The organism is Ramlibacter sp., assembly GCF_035655895.1.
Taxonomy (GTDB): Bacteria; Pseudomonadota; Gammaproteobacteria; order Burkholderiales; family Burkholderiaceae_C; genus Ramlibacter.
In genome coordinates this window covers 1-15,476 of the sequence record NZ_DASRTN010000003.1, presented here as the reverse complement: position 1 = coordinate 15,476, position 15,476 = coordinate 1, and the positions used below count along the sequence as shown (strand labels likewise).

The 15,476-nt window shown below is 68.8% G+C and carries 19 protein-coding genes; 13 read left to right on the top strand and 6 right to left on the bottom strand.

The features are described 5' to 3' along the window. Position 1 precedes the first annotated feature (1 nt). From VFE82_RS00910 to VFE82_RS00900, 3 genes are read right to left on the bottom strand one after another with little or no spacing between them, the layout of a single operon-like run. On the bottom strand, positions 2-634 hold the full coding sequence (locus VFE82_RS00910; protein WP_324998352.1) for a MarC family protein: 633 nt from the start codon (positions 632-634) through the stop codon (positions 2-4). A gap of 4 nt (positions 635-638) precedes the next feature. After that, positions 639-1,097: a MaoC family dehydratase gene (locus tag VFE82_RS00905; protein ID WP_324998351.1), complete on the bottom strand. Its 459-nt coding sequence runs from the start codon at positions 1,095-1,097 to the stop codon at positions 639-641. Beyond that, positions 1,097-1,846, bottom strand: a complete 750-nt coding sequence (locus VFE82_RS00900; protein WP_324998350.1) for an SDR family oxidoreductase — start codon at positions 1,844-1,846, stop codon at positions 1,097-1,099. The genes VFE82_RS00905 and VFE82_RS00900 overlap by 1 nt, the downstream gene beginning before the upstream one ends. Positions 1,847-1,918: 72 nt before the next feature. On the opposite strand from VFE82_RS00900, the gene VFE82_RS00895 reads away from it, so the two are divergent. The 4 genes from VFE82_RS00895 to VFE82_RS00880 are packed head-to-tail and all read left to right on the top strand — an operon-like array spanning position 1,919 to position 4,776. Continuing rightward, positions 1,919-2,527 (top strand): 2-hydroxychromene-2-carboxylate isomerase, encoded by a 609-nt coding sequence (locus tag VFE82_RS00895; protein WP_324998349.1) that lies wholly within the window; start codon positions 1,919-1,921, stop codon positions 2,525-2,527. A gap of 13 nt (positions 2,528-2,540) precedes the next feature. Next, positions 2,541-3,227, top strand: coding sequence for a dienelactone hydrolase family protein (locus tag VFE82_RS00890; protein ID WP_324998348.1), 687 nt, complete (start codon positions 2,541-2,543; stop codon positions 3,225-3,227). Next, positions 3,227-4,129 carry an amidohydrolase family protein gene (locus VFE82_RS00885; RefSeq protein ID WP_324998347.1) on the top strand — a complete coding sequence of 301 codons (903 nt, stop codon included), beginning with the start codon at positions 3,227-3,229 and terminating at the stop codon, positions 4,127-4,129. The genes VFE82_RS00890 and VFE82_RS00885 overlap by 1 nt, the downstream gene beginning before the upstream one ends. After that, positions 4,126-4,776 carry a glutathione S-transferase family protein gene (locus tag VFE82_RS00880; RefSeq protein WP_324998346.1) on the top strand — a complete coding sequence of 217 codons (651 nt, stop codon included), beginning with the start codon at positions 4,126-4,128 and terminating at the stop codon, positions 4,774-4,776. Before VFE82_RS00885 ends, VFE82_RS00880 begins: the two co-directional genes overlap by 4 nt. Here the strand turns inward: VFE82_RS00880 and VFE82_RS00875 are convergent. From VFE82_RS00875 to hemB, 3 genes are read right to left on the bottom strand one after another with little or no spacing between them, the layout of a single operon-like run. After that, on the bottom strand, positions 4,758-5,489 hold the full coding sequence (locus tag VFE82_RS00875; RefSeq protein WP_324998345.1) for a DUF72 domain-containing protein: 732 nt from the start codon (positions 5,487-5,489) through the stop codon (positions 4,758-4,760). The two genes, VFE82_RS00880 and VFE82_RS00875, sit on opposite strands and share 19 nt — an antisense overlap. 7 nt (positions 5,490-5,496) lie before the next feature. After that, positions 5,497-6,597, bottom strand: a complete 1,101-nt coding sequence (locus VFE82_RS00870; protein ID WP_324998344.1) for a magnesium transporter CorA family protein — start codon at positions 6,595-6,597, stop codon at positions 5,497-5,499. 9 nt (positions 6,598-6,606) lie between these two features. Beyond that, the gene (gene hemB / locus VFE82_RS00865; RefSeq protein ID WP_324998343.1) at positions 6,607-7,608 is read right to left on the bottom strand and encodes a porphobilinogen synthase; all 1,002 of its coding nucleotides are present in this window, start codon (positions 7,606-7,608) and stop codon (positions 6,607-6,609) included. A gap of 285 nt (positions 7,609-7,893) precedes the next feature. Between hemB and VFE82_RS00860 the strand changes: the two genes are divergently transcribed. From VFE82_RS00860 to VFE82_RS00820, 9 genes are all read left to right on the top strand, one after another. Beyond that, positions 7,894-8,322 (top strand): CopD family protein, encoded by a 429-nt coding sequence (locus VFE82_RS00860; RefSeq protein ID WP_324998342.1) that lies wholly within the window; start codon positions 7,894-7,896, stop codon positions 8,320-8,322. Positions 8,323-8,328: 6 nt separating this feature from the next. Beyond that, positions 8,329-9,462 (top strand): VanZ family protein, encoded by a 1,134-nt coding sequence (locus VFE82_RS00855; protein ID WP_324998341.1) that lies wholly within the window; start codon positions 8,329-8,331, stop codon positions 9,460-9,462. Beyond that, a complete protein-coding gene (locus tag VFE82_RS00850; RefSeq protein ID WP_324998340.1) occupies positions 9,459-9,803 on the top strand; it encodes a (2Fe-2S) ferredoxin domain-containing protein in 345 nt (114 codons plus the stop codon). The genes VFE82_RS00855 and VFE82_RS00850 overlap by 4 nt, the downstream gene beginning before the upstream one ends. A 10-nt stretch (positions 9,804-9,813) precedes the next feature. Further along, entirely contained in the window at positions 9,814-10,437 is a 624-nt protein-coding gene (locus tag VFE82_RS00845; protein WP_324998339.1) for an alpha/beta hydrolase, read from the top strand. Positions 10,438-10,447: 10 nt separating this feature from the next. Further along, entirely contained in the window at positions 10,448-11,605 is a 1,158-nt protein-coding gene (locus VFE82_RS00840; RefSeq protein WP_324998338.1) for a D-alanyl-D-alanine carboxypeptidase family protein, read from the top strand. A gap of 232 nt (positions 11,606-11,837) precedes the next feature. Further along, complete coding sequence (gene rpsL / locus VFE82_RS00835) at positions 11,838-12,215, top strand: 30S ribosomal protein S12 (protein WP_145895503.1); 378 nt, start codon at positions 11,838-11,840, stop codon at positions 12,213-12,215. Between the two features lie 164 nt (positions 12,216-12,379). Further along, a complete protein-coding gene (rpsG, locus tag VFE82_RS00830; RefSeq protein ID WP_193781215.1) occupies positions 12,380-12,853 on the top strand; it encodes a 30S ribosomal protein S7 in 474 nt (157 codons plus the stop codon). A gap of 80 nt (positions 12,854-12,933) precedes the next feature. After that, positions 12,934-15,036: an elongation factor G gene (fusA, locus tag VFE82_RS00825; RefSeq protein ID WP_324998337.1), complete on the top strand. Its 2,103-nt coding sequence runs from the start codon at positions 12,934-12,936 to the stop codon at positions 15,034-15,036. 193 nt (positions 15,037-15,229) lie between these two features. Continuing rightward, positions 15,230-15,476: GTP-binding protein (locus VFE82_RS00820; RefSeq protein ID WP_324998336.1), on the top strand; the 247-nt coding region annotated here is incomplete at its 3' end.

Genomic DNA, 15,476 nt, shown 5'->3' with positions numbered 1-15,476 from the left:
CTCAGCCGGCCAGCGCGGGAAACAGCTTCAGCAGGCCGAGCGCCATCACCTCCACCGCCAGCGCGGCCAGGATCAGGCCCATCAGACGGGTCATGACGTTGATGCCGGTGCGACCGAGCACGCGGGCGATCACGTCGGCCAGCGACAGGCACACGGCGGTGGCCAGCGCGATCACCACGCCGTAGCCGACCAGCGCTGCCAGCTGCAGCACGGTGTGCGCCTGCTCGGCGTAGATCACCACGGTGGAGATCGTGGCCGGCCCGGTGAGCAGGGGAATGGTGAGCGGCACCACCGCGATGCTGGCGCCCATCGCGGCCTTCTCGGCGCCTTCGGCGAGCTCGTCGCCATCGCGCTTGGCCTCGGCTGGCTGCGCATTCAGCATGTTCAGCGCACTCGTCAGCAGCAGCATGCCGCCGCCGACCTGGAAGCTCGCGAGCGAGATGCCGAAGAAGGACAGCAGCTGCAGGCCCAGCAGGGCGCTGCTGGCGATCACCGCGAAGGCGGTGAACGAGGCCGTCAACACCGTGTCGCGCCGCTGCGCAGCCGAGAACCCGTGCGTGTAGTGGATGAAGAACGGCACGATCGCCAACGGGTTGACGATCGCCAGCAGCGTGACCAGGGGCTTGAGGTCCATGCCTTCAGGCGGGGTGGCGCCGGCGAAACATGCCGTAGCCCTCCATGTGCAGCACCTTCTCGCCGTGCTGGTTGCTCATCTCCCAGCTGGATCGGACCAGCCCGATGTCGGGCTTGCTGCGCAGCGGCCGCGATTCGAGGATCGTGTGGCGCAAGCTGAGGGTGTCGCCCGGGAACACCGGCTGCAGCCAGCTCAGTTTCTCCAGCCCTGGCGAGCCCATGCTGGACGATTCGCGCAGGAAGTTGTCGACCGTCAGGCGCATCGCCATCGCGCAGGTGTGCCAGCCGCTCGCGCACAGCCCGCCGAACACCGACTGGCGCCCGGCTTCCTCGTCCAGGTGGAAGGGCTGCGGGTCGAACTGCGCGGCGAACGCCCGGATGTCCTGCTCGGTGGGTGTGATCGAGCCCAGCTCGCGCACCGAGCCCGGTTGCAGGTCTTCCCAGTAGTAGCGGATCGCGGCCATCAGCGGCCCCCCGAGACGTCGAGCACGCTCATGGTGGTGTAGCTCGCTTCTGGCGAGAGCAGCCAGACGATCGCCTGCGCCACCTCCTCGGCGGAGCCGCCCCGCTGCATCGGCACCTGGTGCGCGAGTTGCCGCACCCGGTCGGGCAGTCCGCCGGAGGCGTGGATGTCGGTCTCGATCAGGCCCGGCCGCACCGCATTGACCCGGATGCCGTCCGCGCCCACTTCCTTGGCCAGGCCGATGGTGAAGGCATCGATGGCGCCCTTGGCCGCCGCGTAGTCGACGTACTGGCCGGGGGCGCCCAGCCGCGCGGCGGCGCTGGAGAGGTTGACGATCGAACCCCCGCCACCCCCGCGGCGCGTGCTCATCCGCCGGACGGCCTCGCGTGCGCACACCATGGAGCCGATCACGTTGATGTCGAACATGCGGCGCAGGCGCTGCACCGACATCTCCTCGACGCGCGCGGTCACGTCGACCACGCCCGCGTTGTTGACCAGGCCCGTGAGCCGCCCGAGCTGGGCATCCACCATCTCGAACATCGCGAGCACCTGGGCCTCGTCGGCCACGTCGGCATGCACCGCGATGGCCTGGCCACCATCGGCCCGGATGCCCCGCACCACGTCGTCGGCCGCGCGCGAGTTCGCGGTGTAGTTCACCGCCACCGCCCACCCGCGTGCCGCCGCGAGCCGCGCAGTCGCCGCTCCGATCCCGCGACTGCCGCCGGTGACCAGGACCACTTGCTGTTCCAATTGCCGTCCTCCGCGTGGGTTGCGCGTTTTGCGCTACAACCGCCGATTAGACCAAAGCGAACCGGAGACAACATGGCCGCCACCATCGACTACTTCTTCGCGCCGCAGAGTCCCTGGACCTACCTCGGCCACGACCGGTTCGTTCGACTCGCGCGCGAGCACGGCGCCTCGGTGCGCCTGCGGCCGATCGACCTCGGGAAGATCTTCCCGGTCAGCGGCGGCCTGCCCCTGCCCAAGCGCGCACCGCAGCGCCAGGCCTATCGCCTGGTCGAGCTCAGGCGCTTTTCCGAGCACCTGGGCGTGCCGCTGCACGTGCAGCCGCGCTTCTTCCCGGTCGCCGGCGACGATGCTGCACGGCTGGTGGTCGCGGTCGACCAGCACGACGGCAGCGACGCGGCGCTGCGGATCGGCGGCGCCGTGCTGCGCGCCGTCTGGGCCGAGGAGCGCAACATCGCCGACGCGGCCGTGCTGGCCGACCTGCTGGCCGAGAACGGTCTGCCGCCGGAGCGACTGGCGCAGTCGCGCGAGGCACCGGTGCAGCAACGCTATGACGGGCACACCGCGGCCGCCATCGAGGCGGGCGTCTTCGGCGGCCCGAGCTATGTGGTGGACGGCGAGATCTTCTGGGGCCAGGACCGGCTCGACTTCCTGCAACGCAGGCTTGAACAAATTTCCAACTGACAAGGAGAACACCATGGGTGCATTCGTGGATCTGAAGGCCGACGACGGCCTCGCCTTTCCCGCCTACGTGGCGCAACCCAGCGGCCAGGCCAAGGGCGCGGTGGTGGTGCTGCAGGAAATCTTCGGTGTGAACTCGCACATCCGCGCCGTTGCCGACGGCTACGCGCGCGAAGGCTTCCTGGCCGTGGCGCCGTCCACCTTCCACCGGGTCAAGCCGGGCGTCGAGCTCGGCTACAAGGAAGAGGACATGTCCGCGGGCTTCGCCCTCAAGACGGCGGTCGAGGCCCTGCCGGCGCCGGGTGTGATGCAGGACATCCAGGCCGCGATCCGCCACGCGGCCCGCGGCGGCAAGGTCGGCATCGTCGGCTACTGCTGGGGCGGGCTGCTGTCCTGGCGTTCGGCCTGCACGCTCGACGGACTGTCCGCCGCGGTCACCTACTACGGCGGCGGCATGACCACGCCGGACGAGGCGGCACGGCATCCGAAGGTGCCGGTGCTGTCGCACTTCGGCGACCAGGACCACTGGATCCCGCTGGACAGCGTGGAAGCCTTCCGCAAGAGCCATCCGGAGGTGGAGGTCCACGTCTACCAGGCCAACCACGGCTTCAACTGCGACCAGCGCGGTTCTTGGAACGAGCCGTCCGCCAAGCAGGCGCGGGAGCGTTCGCTGGCGTTCTTCCAGAAACACCTGGCCGCCTGATGGGCGCAGCGGCCACCCTCGCGCGGCCGCTGCTGGCCGCTGCGCTGTTCCTGTCGGCCTGGCCGGCATCGGCCGCCGACTACGCGGGGCCGCTGTTCGACACGCACCTGCACTACAACGAGGAAGCGTGGAACGGCAGCACGGGCCCGCACCCGTTGTCCGACGTGCTGGCGCGCATGCAGCGCAACGGCGTCAAGGCGGTCGTGTCGAACTCGCGGCCGAACGCCGGCACCCACGCGCTGGCCTCGTCGCCGCAGACGCGGGCGGCCGGCGTGACCGTGGTTCCCTTCGTGCGGCTGTATCGCAACCGGGCCGACTACGACAACTGGTTCCGCGACGAGACCATCGCGCAGATGGTGCAGTCGGAGCTCGCGCGTGGAACCGCCGCGGGACCGTTCCGCGGCATCGGCGAGTTCCACCTGTACGACAGCGCCAACGCCAACGGGCCGGTGGCGCGCCAGCTGATGCAGCTGGCCGAGGAGCGCCAGCTCGCCGTGCTGGCCCACGTGGACGACGTCGCGATCGACCTGCTGATGGCGAACACGCCTTCCAAGGGCCAGAAGCTTCGGCTGATCTGGGCCCACACGGGCATCGGCGGCGCACCGGTGGCCCGCGTCGACCAGCTGCTCGCCCGCTATCCCTTGCTGGTGGGGGAGCTGTCGTACCGGCCCGGCCTGACCTGCGACGGCGGCAGACTCTGTCCCGAGTGGCGCCAGCTGGTCCTGAAGTACCCCGGCCGCTTCGTGATCGGCTCGGACACCTGGGTCAACCAGCGCTGGCTGTACTACGACGACCTCATGGCCGGCTATCGCACCTGGCTGGGCGACCTGCCCCCGGACGTGGCGCGCCGCGTGGCCTGGGACAATGCCGCCACCATGTTCGGCCTCAAGCCCCTCGAATGATTCAGCTGCACCACTACCCCAGCACCGCGGCCATGGTGCCGCACATCCTCCTCGAGGAACTCGGCGTGCCGTTCGAGCGCGTGCACGTCGACCGGGCCGTCAACGCGCACAAGGAGCCGGGCTACCTGCGGCTGAACCCGAACGGCCTGATCCCGGTGCTGGTCGATGGCGACCTGGTGCTGTACGAGACGGCCGCCATCGTGCTGCATCTGTGCGACCGCCATCCGGAGGCCGGCCTCGCGCCCGCGTTCGGCACCGACGCGCGCAGCCGGTTCTACAAGTGGCTGATGTGGCTGACCAACACGCTGCAGGCGACGCTGATCGTCTATTTCTATCCGGAGCGGTGGGTCGACGAAGGCAACGCGGCGGGCGTGTCGCAGGTGCGCGAGCATGCCCGGCGCAAGGTGGTGGGCCTGCTGGCGCAGCTGGACGCCGAGCTGGCGTCGGCGGGCGGTCCCTGGTTCCTGGGCCAGGCGTACTCGGCGCTCGATGCCTACGTCTTCACCCTGTGCCGCTGGACGCGCAACTTCAGCCAGGACCGGGCGCGCGAACTGCCCCAGCTCGGTCCCTATCTGCAGCGCATGCTGGCGCGCCCCGCCGTGCAGCGCGTCCTCGCCAACGAGGGCCTTCAGCCGCCGTACGTCTGAACCAGGCGCTGCAGTTCCAGCGCGTTGCCTGCCGCGGCCTGCCCGGCGGTGTTGTCGAAGATGCACCAGACCTGCGCGCCGCCGGCCTGCGCCAGCAGCAGGCGGCGCGCCAGGGCCTGCAGCAGCTCCGATGGGTAGGCGGAGTAGTACATCCGCGGCGTGCCGTGCAGCCGCAGGTACACCAGCCCGGGCCAGCCGCCGGGCGCCCGGCCCGCCTCGTGCCGCACCGGGTCGGCCAGCACCCGGGCCAGCCGCAGTCCGGCCATCCACCCGTCGACCGAAGGCTCGAACCAGCTCGCATGGCGCGGTTCCACCGCGATGCCGCCGGCGTGGTGGTCGCGCAGGAGGCCGAAGAAGCGGGCGGCGACTGCCTGATCGAACGCCAGGCTCGGCGGCAGCTGCACCAGCAGGCAGTGCAGCTTGTCACCCAGGCCGGCGGACTGTGCGAGGAACGTCGACAGCAGCGCGCCGCAGTCCTGCAGCCGACGCTCGTGCGTGATCGTCCTGGGCAGCTTGGCGCAGAAGCCGAAGTCCGCCGGCACCGCCTCCGCCCAGCGCGCCCAGGTCGCCGGCTGGTGCGGCCGATGGAACGAGGAGTTGATCTCGCATGCCGGGAACACCTGGGCGTAGCGTTGCAGATGGCTGGGCCCGGGCGGGAACGCCGCCTGCACCGGCACGGGGAGCGTCCAGCCGGCGCAGCCGATGCGGATCACGGATGTCTCACCGCGAGGTGCGCTCGAGGTAGTGCTTGCGCCAGAAGACCAGCCCCAGGCCGAGCGCCACCACCACCATCGACGCCACGGCCGCCCAGAAGCCGATCGGGTCGGCCAGCAGCGGCATGGACGCGAAGTTCATGCCGAAGATCCCGGTGATCAGGTTCAGGGGCAGGAAGATCGCGGTCAGCGCCGTCAGGGTCCGCATGATGTTGTTGGTGCGGTTGCTCTGGGCCGAGAAGTGGATCTGCACCACGCTTTCGGCGCCCTGCTCCATGCGCCGCACCTGGTGCACCACCCGCTGGATGTGTTCGAGCACGTCGCGCGCCCGGGCGATCAGGGCGTCGCGGTCGCTCTGCGTCAGGCCGGGCGGCGGCTGCTCGCGTGCGGTGTCCAGCCACTCCTGCATCGCATCGCTCTGCTCCTCGCACAGGTCTTCCAGCGTGTGCAGTTCGCGCCGTGCCACCATCAGCGCACCCCAGTTGCGGAAGTCGGTGCCGGGGCGCAGCAGTTCCTGCTGCCAATGGTCGAGCTCCGTGCTCAGCTGCTTGCGCAACTCGAGGTAGCTGTCGACCATCACGTTGACCATCCGCAGCATCAGGTCGGACGGGCTCGCAGGGAGCCGGCTGCGGTTGCCGTTCAGCCCGTCGCTGTGCACCGCATCGTTCAGGTAGCGCGAGATGAACGACCGCGCCGTGAAGCAGCCGGCCGGGTGGACCGAGACCAGCAGCCGGTCGTACACCACGAAGCAGACGGCGCGGGTGCGGATCCGGTAGAAGCTGGCCAGTGCAGGCGCGCCCGTCGGCGCTGGCTGGCCCTGCAGCTCCCGGTCGACCTCCTCGGCCGTGGCCAGCCGGCGGAAGATCACCAGGTCGTAGACCGACGTGAAGTCGTAGTGCGACGGATGGGCCGCGTTCTCCAGGTCCTTCTGGTGCAGCTCGAGCAGGGTGGAGCCGCCCAGCCGGTGGGCCGCCTCCTGCAGCGTGGGCATGGCGTGCTGCAGGTCCTCCCGGTCGACGAAGATCCAGACGAATCCGTCGGCCGGCGCGGCGGCGGGCACGCTGTCGTGGAAGCGGAGGGTACCGCGGGTGAACTCGACGATCTGCATCGCGGCCGTTCAGCCGCGCAGCTTGCGCGCCGCGTCGAGCGCGAAATAGGTCAGCACCCCGCTCGCGCCGGCCCGCTTGAAGGCCAGCAGGCTTTCCATCATCACCGCGTCGCCGTCGAGCCAGCCGTTCTGCGCCGCCGCCTTGAGCATCGCGTACTCGCCCGACACCTGGTAGACGAAGGTCGGCATGCGGAACTCGTCCTTCACCCGGCGCACGATGTCCAGATAGGGCATGCCGGGCTTGACCATCACCATGTCGGCGCCCTCGGCGATGTCCATGGCCACCTCCCGCAGCGCTTCATCGGTGTTGCCCGGGTCCATCTGGTAGACCTTCTTGTTGCTCCTGCCGAGGTTGGCGGCCGAGCCCACCGCGTCGCGGAACGGGCCGTAGAACGCGCTGGCGTACTTCGCGCTGTACGCCATGATCCGCGTGTGGATTGCCCCGCGCGCCTCCAGCGCCTGGCGGATCGCGCCGATGCGTCCGTCCATCATGTCGCTGGGCGCGACGATGTCGACGCCGGCGTCGGCCTGCACCAGCGCCTGCTGCGTGAGCACCTCGATGGTCTCGTCGTTCAGGATGTAGCCGGTGGGATCGAGCAGGCCGTCCTGGCCATGGCTGGTGAACGGATCGAGGGCGACGTCGGTCATCACCCCCAGTTCAGGGAAGTGCTGCTTGAGGCTGCGCACCACGCGGGGCACCAGGCCCTCGGGGTTGGTGGCTTCGCGCCCGTCCTCGGTCTTGAGCTTCGGGTCGATGACCGGGAACAGGGCGATCGCCGGGATCCCCAGCCGAACGCACTGTTCGGCCACCGGCAGCAACAGGTCCAGGCTCACCCGCTCCACGCCCGGCATGGAGGCGACCGCCTCCTGCCGCTTGTGCCCATCCAGCACGAACACCGGGTAGATCAGGTCGCTGGGCGACAGCTCGTGCTCGCGCACGAGGTTGCGGGTGAACTCGTCCCGGCGCAGCCGGCGCGGGCGACCATGGGGATAGGGGGCGTGCAGGACCATCGGAAAATTGTGCCCCATCGCGCCCGGCACCTGCGGCGGCGCGGTCGAAGGGGTCACGCCAGCCGAGCATCCGCCGAGTGGATGGGCGACCGAGCTTGTGGGGCCGGGGTGGGTTTGCTAAATTACGCCCCGGGCGGCTTGCCGCTCCCCGCTTTTCCTCCCTGAGCGGGTGCCTTAATGTGTGACAGCAACAAGGCTTCCCACCCCGGCCCGTTGGTCGGGGTTTTTTTTGCCTCCACCGTCCCGCAGCCCGGCCGTTGTGGGGCGGCTCCTTACACTCGCGCCATGCTCTGGGTCAAAGCCCTTCACATCGTCTTCGTCGCGAGCTGGTTCGCCGGCCTGTTCTACCTGCCGCGGATCTACGTCAACCTGGCGATGGTCGAGCCGGGCTCGCTGGCCGAACGGGAGCGCCTGCTGCTCATGGCGCGCAAGCTGCTGCGCTTCACGACCCTGCTGGCGCTGCCGGCATTGGGGCTGGGCCTGTGGCTGTGGCTCGGCTTCGGCATCGGCCGCGGCCCCGGGAACGGCTGGTTGCACGCGAAGCTGGCGGTCGTGCTGCTGGCGGTCGGCTACCACCATGCATGCGCCTCGCTGCTGCGGCGGTTCCGGGACGGCGCCAACCGCCGCAGCCACCGGTGGTACCGCTGGTTCAACGAGGTCCCCGTGCTGCTGCTGCTGGCCGCCGTCGTGCTGGTGGTGGTCAAGCCGTTCTGACCCGCCATGGCGGCGCGCAAGACCTCCGCCTGGCCGCTGGCGCAGGCCTACGCCGCGCTGGTGGTGTACGCAAGCCTGTACCCGTTCACCGAGTGGCGTGACCAGGGCATCGGCCCCGGGGCGTTCCTCACCGCGCCCTGGCCCCGGTACTGGACCGGCTTCGATTTCGCCGCCAACGCGATCGGCTATGCGCCGCTGGGTTTCCTGCTCGCCTTGAGCGTGCTGCGCCGTGCCCGCCCGGAGCCGGTCGCCCCCGGCATCGGCGCGGCGATCGTCGTGGCGACCGTGTCCGGCGCGGTGCTGTCGCTGGCCATGGAGGCGCTCCAGACCTACCTGCCGGCCCGGGTGCCGTCGAACGTGGATTTCGGCCTGAACGTGCTCGGCACGGCGATCGGCGCCCTGCTGGCCGGCGCGCTGGAGAAATGGGGCGCCGTCGATCGCTGGGGGCGGTTCCGCCTGCGCTGGTTCGTCGACGAGGCGCGCGGTGCGCTGGTGCTGCTGGCGCTGTGGCCGTTCGCGCTTCTGTTTCCGGCGGCCGTGCCGCTGGGGCTGGGCCAGGTGTTCGAGCGGCTGGAGGCGGCGCTGGCCGACTGGCTGCTCGACACGCCCTTCCTCGAGTGGCTGCCGGTGCGCGACATCGAACTGCAGCCGCTGGTGCCCGGCACCGAACTGGTGTGCGTCGCCCTCGGCGCCCTGGTCCCCTGCCTGCTGGCCTATTCGGTGATGCGGTCGCTGGCCCGGCGTGCGGTGGCGGCCGCCGTGCTGGTGACGGTCGGCGTCGCTGCCACGGCCCTGTCGGCGGCGCTCAGCTGGGGCCCGGTGCATGCCTGGGCCTGGCTCAGCCTGCCGGTGCGGCTGGGGCTGGTCACCGGCCTGGTCCTGGCGCTGCTGCTGCTGCGGATGCCGCGCGGCGGCTGCGCGGCGCTCGTGCTGCTGGCGCTGGTGATCCACCTCAGCCTGCTGAACCAGGCGCCGGCCAGCGCCTATTTCACCCACACCCTGCAGGCCTGGGAGCAGGGGCGGTTCATCCGCTTCCACGGCCTGGCGCAGTGGCTCGGGTGGCTGTGGCCTTACGTCACCCTGGCCTACGTGCTGGTGCGGCTCTCGACGGGCGAGGCCCCGCCTAGAATCCCGCAATGAGCGACGCAGCTGCACGGCCCTCGTACTACGAGCGGCACATCTTCTTCTGCCTCAACAAGCGCGACAACGAGAACTGCTGCGCCGATCACGGCGCCCAGGCCGCTTTCGACCGCTGCAAGGCGCAGGTCAAGGCGCAGGGACTGAACGGCCCCGGCCAGGTGCGCGTGAACAAGGCCGGCTGCCTGGACCGCTGCGCGGGGGGCCCGGTGGCGGTGGTCTATCCGGAGGCGGTCTGGTACACGTACGTGGACGTGCAGGACATCGACGAGATCGTCGAGTCGCACCTGAAGAACGGCCGGGTGGTGGAGCGACTGCTCACGCCGCCGCACCTGGGTCGGTGAGGAGCTGGCCGTGAACGCGCAGACGCAGCGGCTGCTGCTGCAGGGCGCCGCCGGCCCCATCGAGGTGCTGCGGGACGAGCCGTCCGCGGCAGCCATGGGCACGGCCGTGATCGCCCATCCGCATCCCCTGTTCGGCGGCACGATGGACAACAAGGTCGTGCAGACGCTCGCGCGCGCCTTCGTGCAGGCCGGCTGGCGCTCGGTGCGGTTCAATTTCCGCGGTGTCGGTGCCAGTGCGGGCGTGCACGACGAGGGCCGCGGCGAGACCGAGGACATGCGCGCCGTGGTCCAGGCTGTGGCGCCGGAGGGCCCGATCGCACTGGCCGGCTTCTCGTTCGGCGCCTTCGTGGCCAGCCGCGTGCTCGAGGGGCTCTGGGCCGGGCGCGACGTCCGCAAGGTCGTGCTGGTCGGCACCGCCGCCTCCCGCTTCGCCGTCGCGACGATCCCGGTCGAGGCGCACGACCGCCTGCTCGTGGTCCACGGCGAACAGGACGACACCGTCGCGCTGTCCGCGGTGCTGGACTGGGCCCGGCCCCAGTCGGTGCCGGTGACGGTCGTGCCGGGGGTCGGCCACTTCTTTCACGGACAATTGCCGCTGCTCAAATCCCTGGTGGCCCGCCACCTCCGTTCCTGAACTCCTGACGATGAACCGATTCGCCAAGGCGCTTGCCGCGCCCTTGCTCGCCCTGCTCTGCCTCGCCGCCGCGGCCCAGGTGCCGCAGCCGCCCGAAATCGCCGCGCGCAGCTACCTGCTGGTCGACGTCACCGCCAACCAGGTGCTGGCCGGCCGCGACGTCGACAGCCCGGTCGAGCCCGCATCGCTGACCAAGCTGATGACGCAGTACCTCGTCTTCGATGCGCTGCGCGCCAAGAAGATCAGCCTGCAGCAGGCGTTGCCGGTGAGCGTGCGGGCCTGGAAGATGCCCGGCTCCCGCATGTTCATCGACCCGAAGATGCAGGTGCCGGTCGACGACCTGATCAAGGGCATGATCGTCCAGTCCGGCAACGATGCGACGGTGGCCCTGGCCGAGGGGGTCGGCGGCACGGTCGAACACTTCGTGCAACTGATGAACGACCAGGCCAAGGCCCTGGGCATGAAGAACACGGCGTACAAGAACCCGGAGGGCCTGACGACGCCCGGCCACACCACGACCGCCCGCGACCTCAGCATCCTGGCCACCCGGCTGATGCAGGACTTCCCCGAGCACCTGCACTATTACGCGATCAAGAAGTACCGCTACCAGGGCACGCCCACCGCCAATGACACCAATCGCAACATGCTGCTGTTCCGCGACCCGACCGTGGACGGCCTGAAGACGGGGCACACCGAAGCTGCCGGCTACTGCCTGATTGCCACCGCCAAGCGCGACTTCCCCAATCTGCAGGGCCGGCGCCTGCTGTCGATCGTGCTCGGCACCACCAGCGAGAACGCGCGCGCCAACGAGTCGCAGAAGCTGCTGAACTGGGGCTACACCGCCTACGAGGGGATCAAGCTGTTCGACGCCAACCAGCCGGTTGCCACGCCCGAGGTGTGGAAGGGCGCGGTGCGGACGGTCAAGCTCGGCCGCCCCCAGGCGGTGGTGGTGGCGGTGCCGGCCGGCACCGCGGCCCAGCTGAAGACGGCAGTGGCCCGGCCCGATCCGCTGGTGGCCCCGTTCAACAAGGGCCAGCAGGTCGGCACCCTGCGCGTGCTGGCCGGCGACAAGCCGGTGGCCGAAGTGCCGCTGGTGGCCCTGGAGGCGGTGGAACAGGCTGGCGTGCTCGGGCGCGCCTGGGATGCGATCCGCCTCTGGATCAAGTGAGCGGCGCCGGCCCTTGGCCGTGGGCTCGGTGAGCGCCCACTCGGGCCCGGCGGCGCGCGGCTGAGCCCTCTCTCGGCGCCGCCAATTGCAGCCCAACCCATCCCGGGCTATACTGGCGGGCTTTCCCGCAATTGGGGCGGGGAAGTCTTTGCCTGCTGCGGCGGGCCATGGCCAGGCGCCGTGGTCACCCCTGCAGGGGCACCAATTTCGACGTTTAGGGACGTTTTTTTCAATGCCAACCATCAACCAACTCGTGCGTCACGGGCGGGAGGTCGAGAAGACCAAATCCAAGTCCCCCGCGATGCAGAACAGCCCCCAGCGCCGTGGCGTGTGCACCCGCGTGTACACCACGACCCCGAAGAAGCCGAACTCGGCGCTTCGCAAGGTCGCCAAGGTGCGCCTGACCAACGGTTTCGAGGTCATCTCGTACATCGGCGGCGAAGGCCACAACCTGCAGGAGCACTCGGTGGTGCTCGTGCGCGGCGGCCGCGTGAAGGATCTGCCGGGTGTGCGCTACCACATCGTCCGTGGTTCGCTGGACCTGCAGGGCGTCAAGGATCGCAAGCAGTCCCGGTCCAAGTACGGCGCCAAGCGCCCGAAGAAGGCCTAAGAGGTTTGAAGTTTGTCGGTGCTCATTCGGCCCTGGCAGGCTGATCGAGCGTAGTGACCCGAAGCAGGCGATGTTGCCTGTGGGTCGAGTAAGCGGGTGGCCTGAATGGCTCCCACGGCCTTGGTCTGCGGACCAGCCAGCTGAAGCAAATCAAGAGGTGAGAAATGCCACGTCGTCGCGAAGTCCCTAAGCGTGAAATCCTGCCGGATCCCAAGTACGGCAATGTCGAGCTCGCCAAGTTCATGAACGTCATCATGCAAGGCGGCAAGAAGGCGGTTGCCGAGCGCATCGTCTACGGCGCGCTCGAGCAGATCGAGAAGAAGAACCCGGGCAAGGACCCGCTGGAAGCCTTCACCATCGCCATCAACAACGTCAAGCCGATGGTCGAGGTGAAGTCCCGCCGCGTCGGTGGTGCCAACTACCAGGTGCCGGTGGAAGTGCGCCCGGTGCGCCGCCTGGCGCTGTCGATGCGCTGGCTGAAGGAAGCCGCCAAGAAGCGCGGCGAGAAGTCCATGGCCATGCGCCTGGCCAACGAACTCATGGAAGCCACGGAAGGCCGCGGCGGCGCCATGAAGAAGCGCGATGAAGTGCACCGGATGGCCGAGGCCAACAAGGCCTTCAGCCACTTCCGCTTCTAAGTACCGTCCCCATCTGAAGCAATCCGAGGGAACGGGGCCCGCCACCAGCGGGCCCTTCCCACTTTGAACGAAAGATCATCATGGCCCGCAAAACGCCCATCGAGCGCTATCGCAACATCGGGATCTCGGCGCACATCGACGCCGGCAAGACCACGACCACCGAGCGCATCCTGTTCTACACCGGTGTGAACCACAAGATCGGTGAAGTGCACGATGGCGCCGCCACCATGGACTGGATGGAGCAGGAGCAGGAGCGCGGCATCACCATCACGTCCGCGGCCACCACCTGCTTCTGGAAGGGCATGGACATGTCCTTCCCCGAGCACCGCATCAACATCATCGACACCCCCGGCCACGTGGACTTCACCATCGAGGTGGAGCGTTCCATGCGCGTGCTGGACGGCGCCTGCATGGTGTACTGCGCCGTGGGCGGCGTTCAGCCCCAGTCCGAGACGGTCTGGCGCCAGGCCAACAAGTACAAGGTGCCGCGCCTGGCGTTCGTCAACAAGATGGACCGCACCGGCGCCAACTTCTTCAAGGTCTACGACCAGATGAAGCTGCGCCTGAAGGCCAACCCAGTGCCCATCGTCATCCCGATCGGTGCCGAGGAGAACTTCAAGGGCGTGGTCGACCTGCGCAAGATGAAGGCCATCATCTGGGACGAGGCGTCCCAGGGCATGAAGTTCACCTTCGAGGACATTCCCACCGAGCTGGCCGAGCAGGCCAAGGAATGGCGCGAGAAGATGGTCGAGGCGGCCGCCGAGGCCAACGAAGACCTGATGAACAAGTACCTGGAAGAGGGTGACCTGTCCGAAGAGGAGATCACCCGCGGCCTGCGTACCCGCACCATCGCCGGCGAGATCCAGCCGATGCTGTGCGGCACCGCGTTCAAGAACAAGGGTGTGCAGCGCATGCTGGACGCCGTGATCGAACTCATGCCGTCGCCGGTGGACATCCCGCCGGTCAAGGGCACGGACGAGGACGAGAAGGAAACCACGCGCAAGGCCGACGACAACGAGAAGTTCTCGGCCCTGGCGTTCAAGCTGATGACGGACCCGTTCGTCGGCCAGCTGACGTTCGTGCGCGTCTACTCCGGCGTTTTGACCAAGGGCGACAGCGTCTACAACCCGGTGCGCGGCAAGAAGGAGCGCATCGGCCGGATCGTGCAGATGCACGCCAACAACCGCCAGGAAGTCGACGAGATCCGTGCCGGCGACATCGCTGCCTGCGTGGGCCTGAAGGACGTCACCACCGGCGAGACCCTGTGCGACCCGTCCAGCGTCGTCACGCTCGAGCGCATGGTGTTCCCCGAGCCGGTGATCCGCCAGGCCGTCGAGCCCAAGACCAAGGCCGACCAGGAAAAGATGGGCGTGGCGCTGCAGCGCCTGGCCGCCGAGGATCCGTCGTTCCGCGTGAACACCGACGAAGAGTCCGGCCAGACCATCATCGGCGGCATGGGCGAGCTCCACCTGGAGATCATCGTCGACCGCATGAAGCGCGAGTTCGGCGTGGAAGCTAACGTCGGCAAGCCGCAGGTGGCCTACCGCGAGACCGTGCGCAAGCAGGTCACGGATGTCGAAGGCAAGTTCGTGCGCCAGTCGGGCGGCAAGGGCCAGTACGGCCACGTCGTCTTCACGCTGGAGCCGCAGGAGCCCGGCAAGGGCTTCGAATTCGTCGACGCCATCAAGGGCGGCGTGGTGCCGCGCGAGTACATCCCGGCGGTCGAGAAGGGCGTGGTCGAAGCGCTGAACACCGGCGTGCTGGCGGGCTACCCCGTGGTCGACGTCAAGGTCACCCTGACCTTCGGCTCCTACCACGACGTGGACTCGTCCGAGCAGGCGTTCAAGATGGCCGCCATCTTCGGCTTCAAGGAAGCCGCGAAGAAGGCCAACCCGGTCATCCTGGAGCCGATGATGGCCGTCGAAGTGGAGACGCCCGAGGACTACGCCGGCAACGTGATGGGTGACCTGTCGTCCCGCCGTGGCATGGTGCAGGGCATGGACGACATGCCCGGCGGCGGCAAGGCCATCAAGGCCGAAGTGCCGCTGTCCGAGATGTTCGGCTACTCGACCACGCTGCGGTCGATGTCGCAGGGCCGTGCCACGTACACGATGGAGTTCAAGCACTACGCCGAAGCGCCGCGCAACGTGGCCGAGGCGATCGTCGCCGCACGCGCCAAGTGATTCTGCGGCGGCAGGCCGGGCCTGCCGCCGCGTCTCGCTGCGCGCACGTGCAAAAAGAAGGGGCCGCGCAAGCGGCTCCCGCACTTTCCGGTCTGCGACCGCATGCCCCACGCTGCCCGTGGCGTGGGAACCGGCAATGCGGTGCAGACCTAAAACCAATCACACGGGCATTGCTCTTTGTTGAGGAATTGAAATGGCAAAAGGTAAATTCGAGCGCACCAAGCCGCACGTGAACGTGGGCACGATCGGTCACGTGGACCATGGCAAGACCACGCTGACGGCGGCCATCACGACGGTGTTGTCGACCAAGTTCGGCGGCGAAGCCAAGGCCTACGACCAGATCGACGCGGCTCCGGAAGAAAAGGCGCGCGGCATCACGATCAACACCGCGCACGTGGAGTACGAGACGGCCAACCGCCACTACGCCCACGTGGACTGCC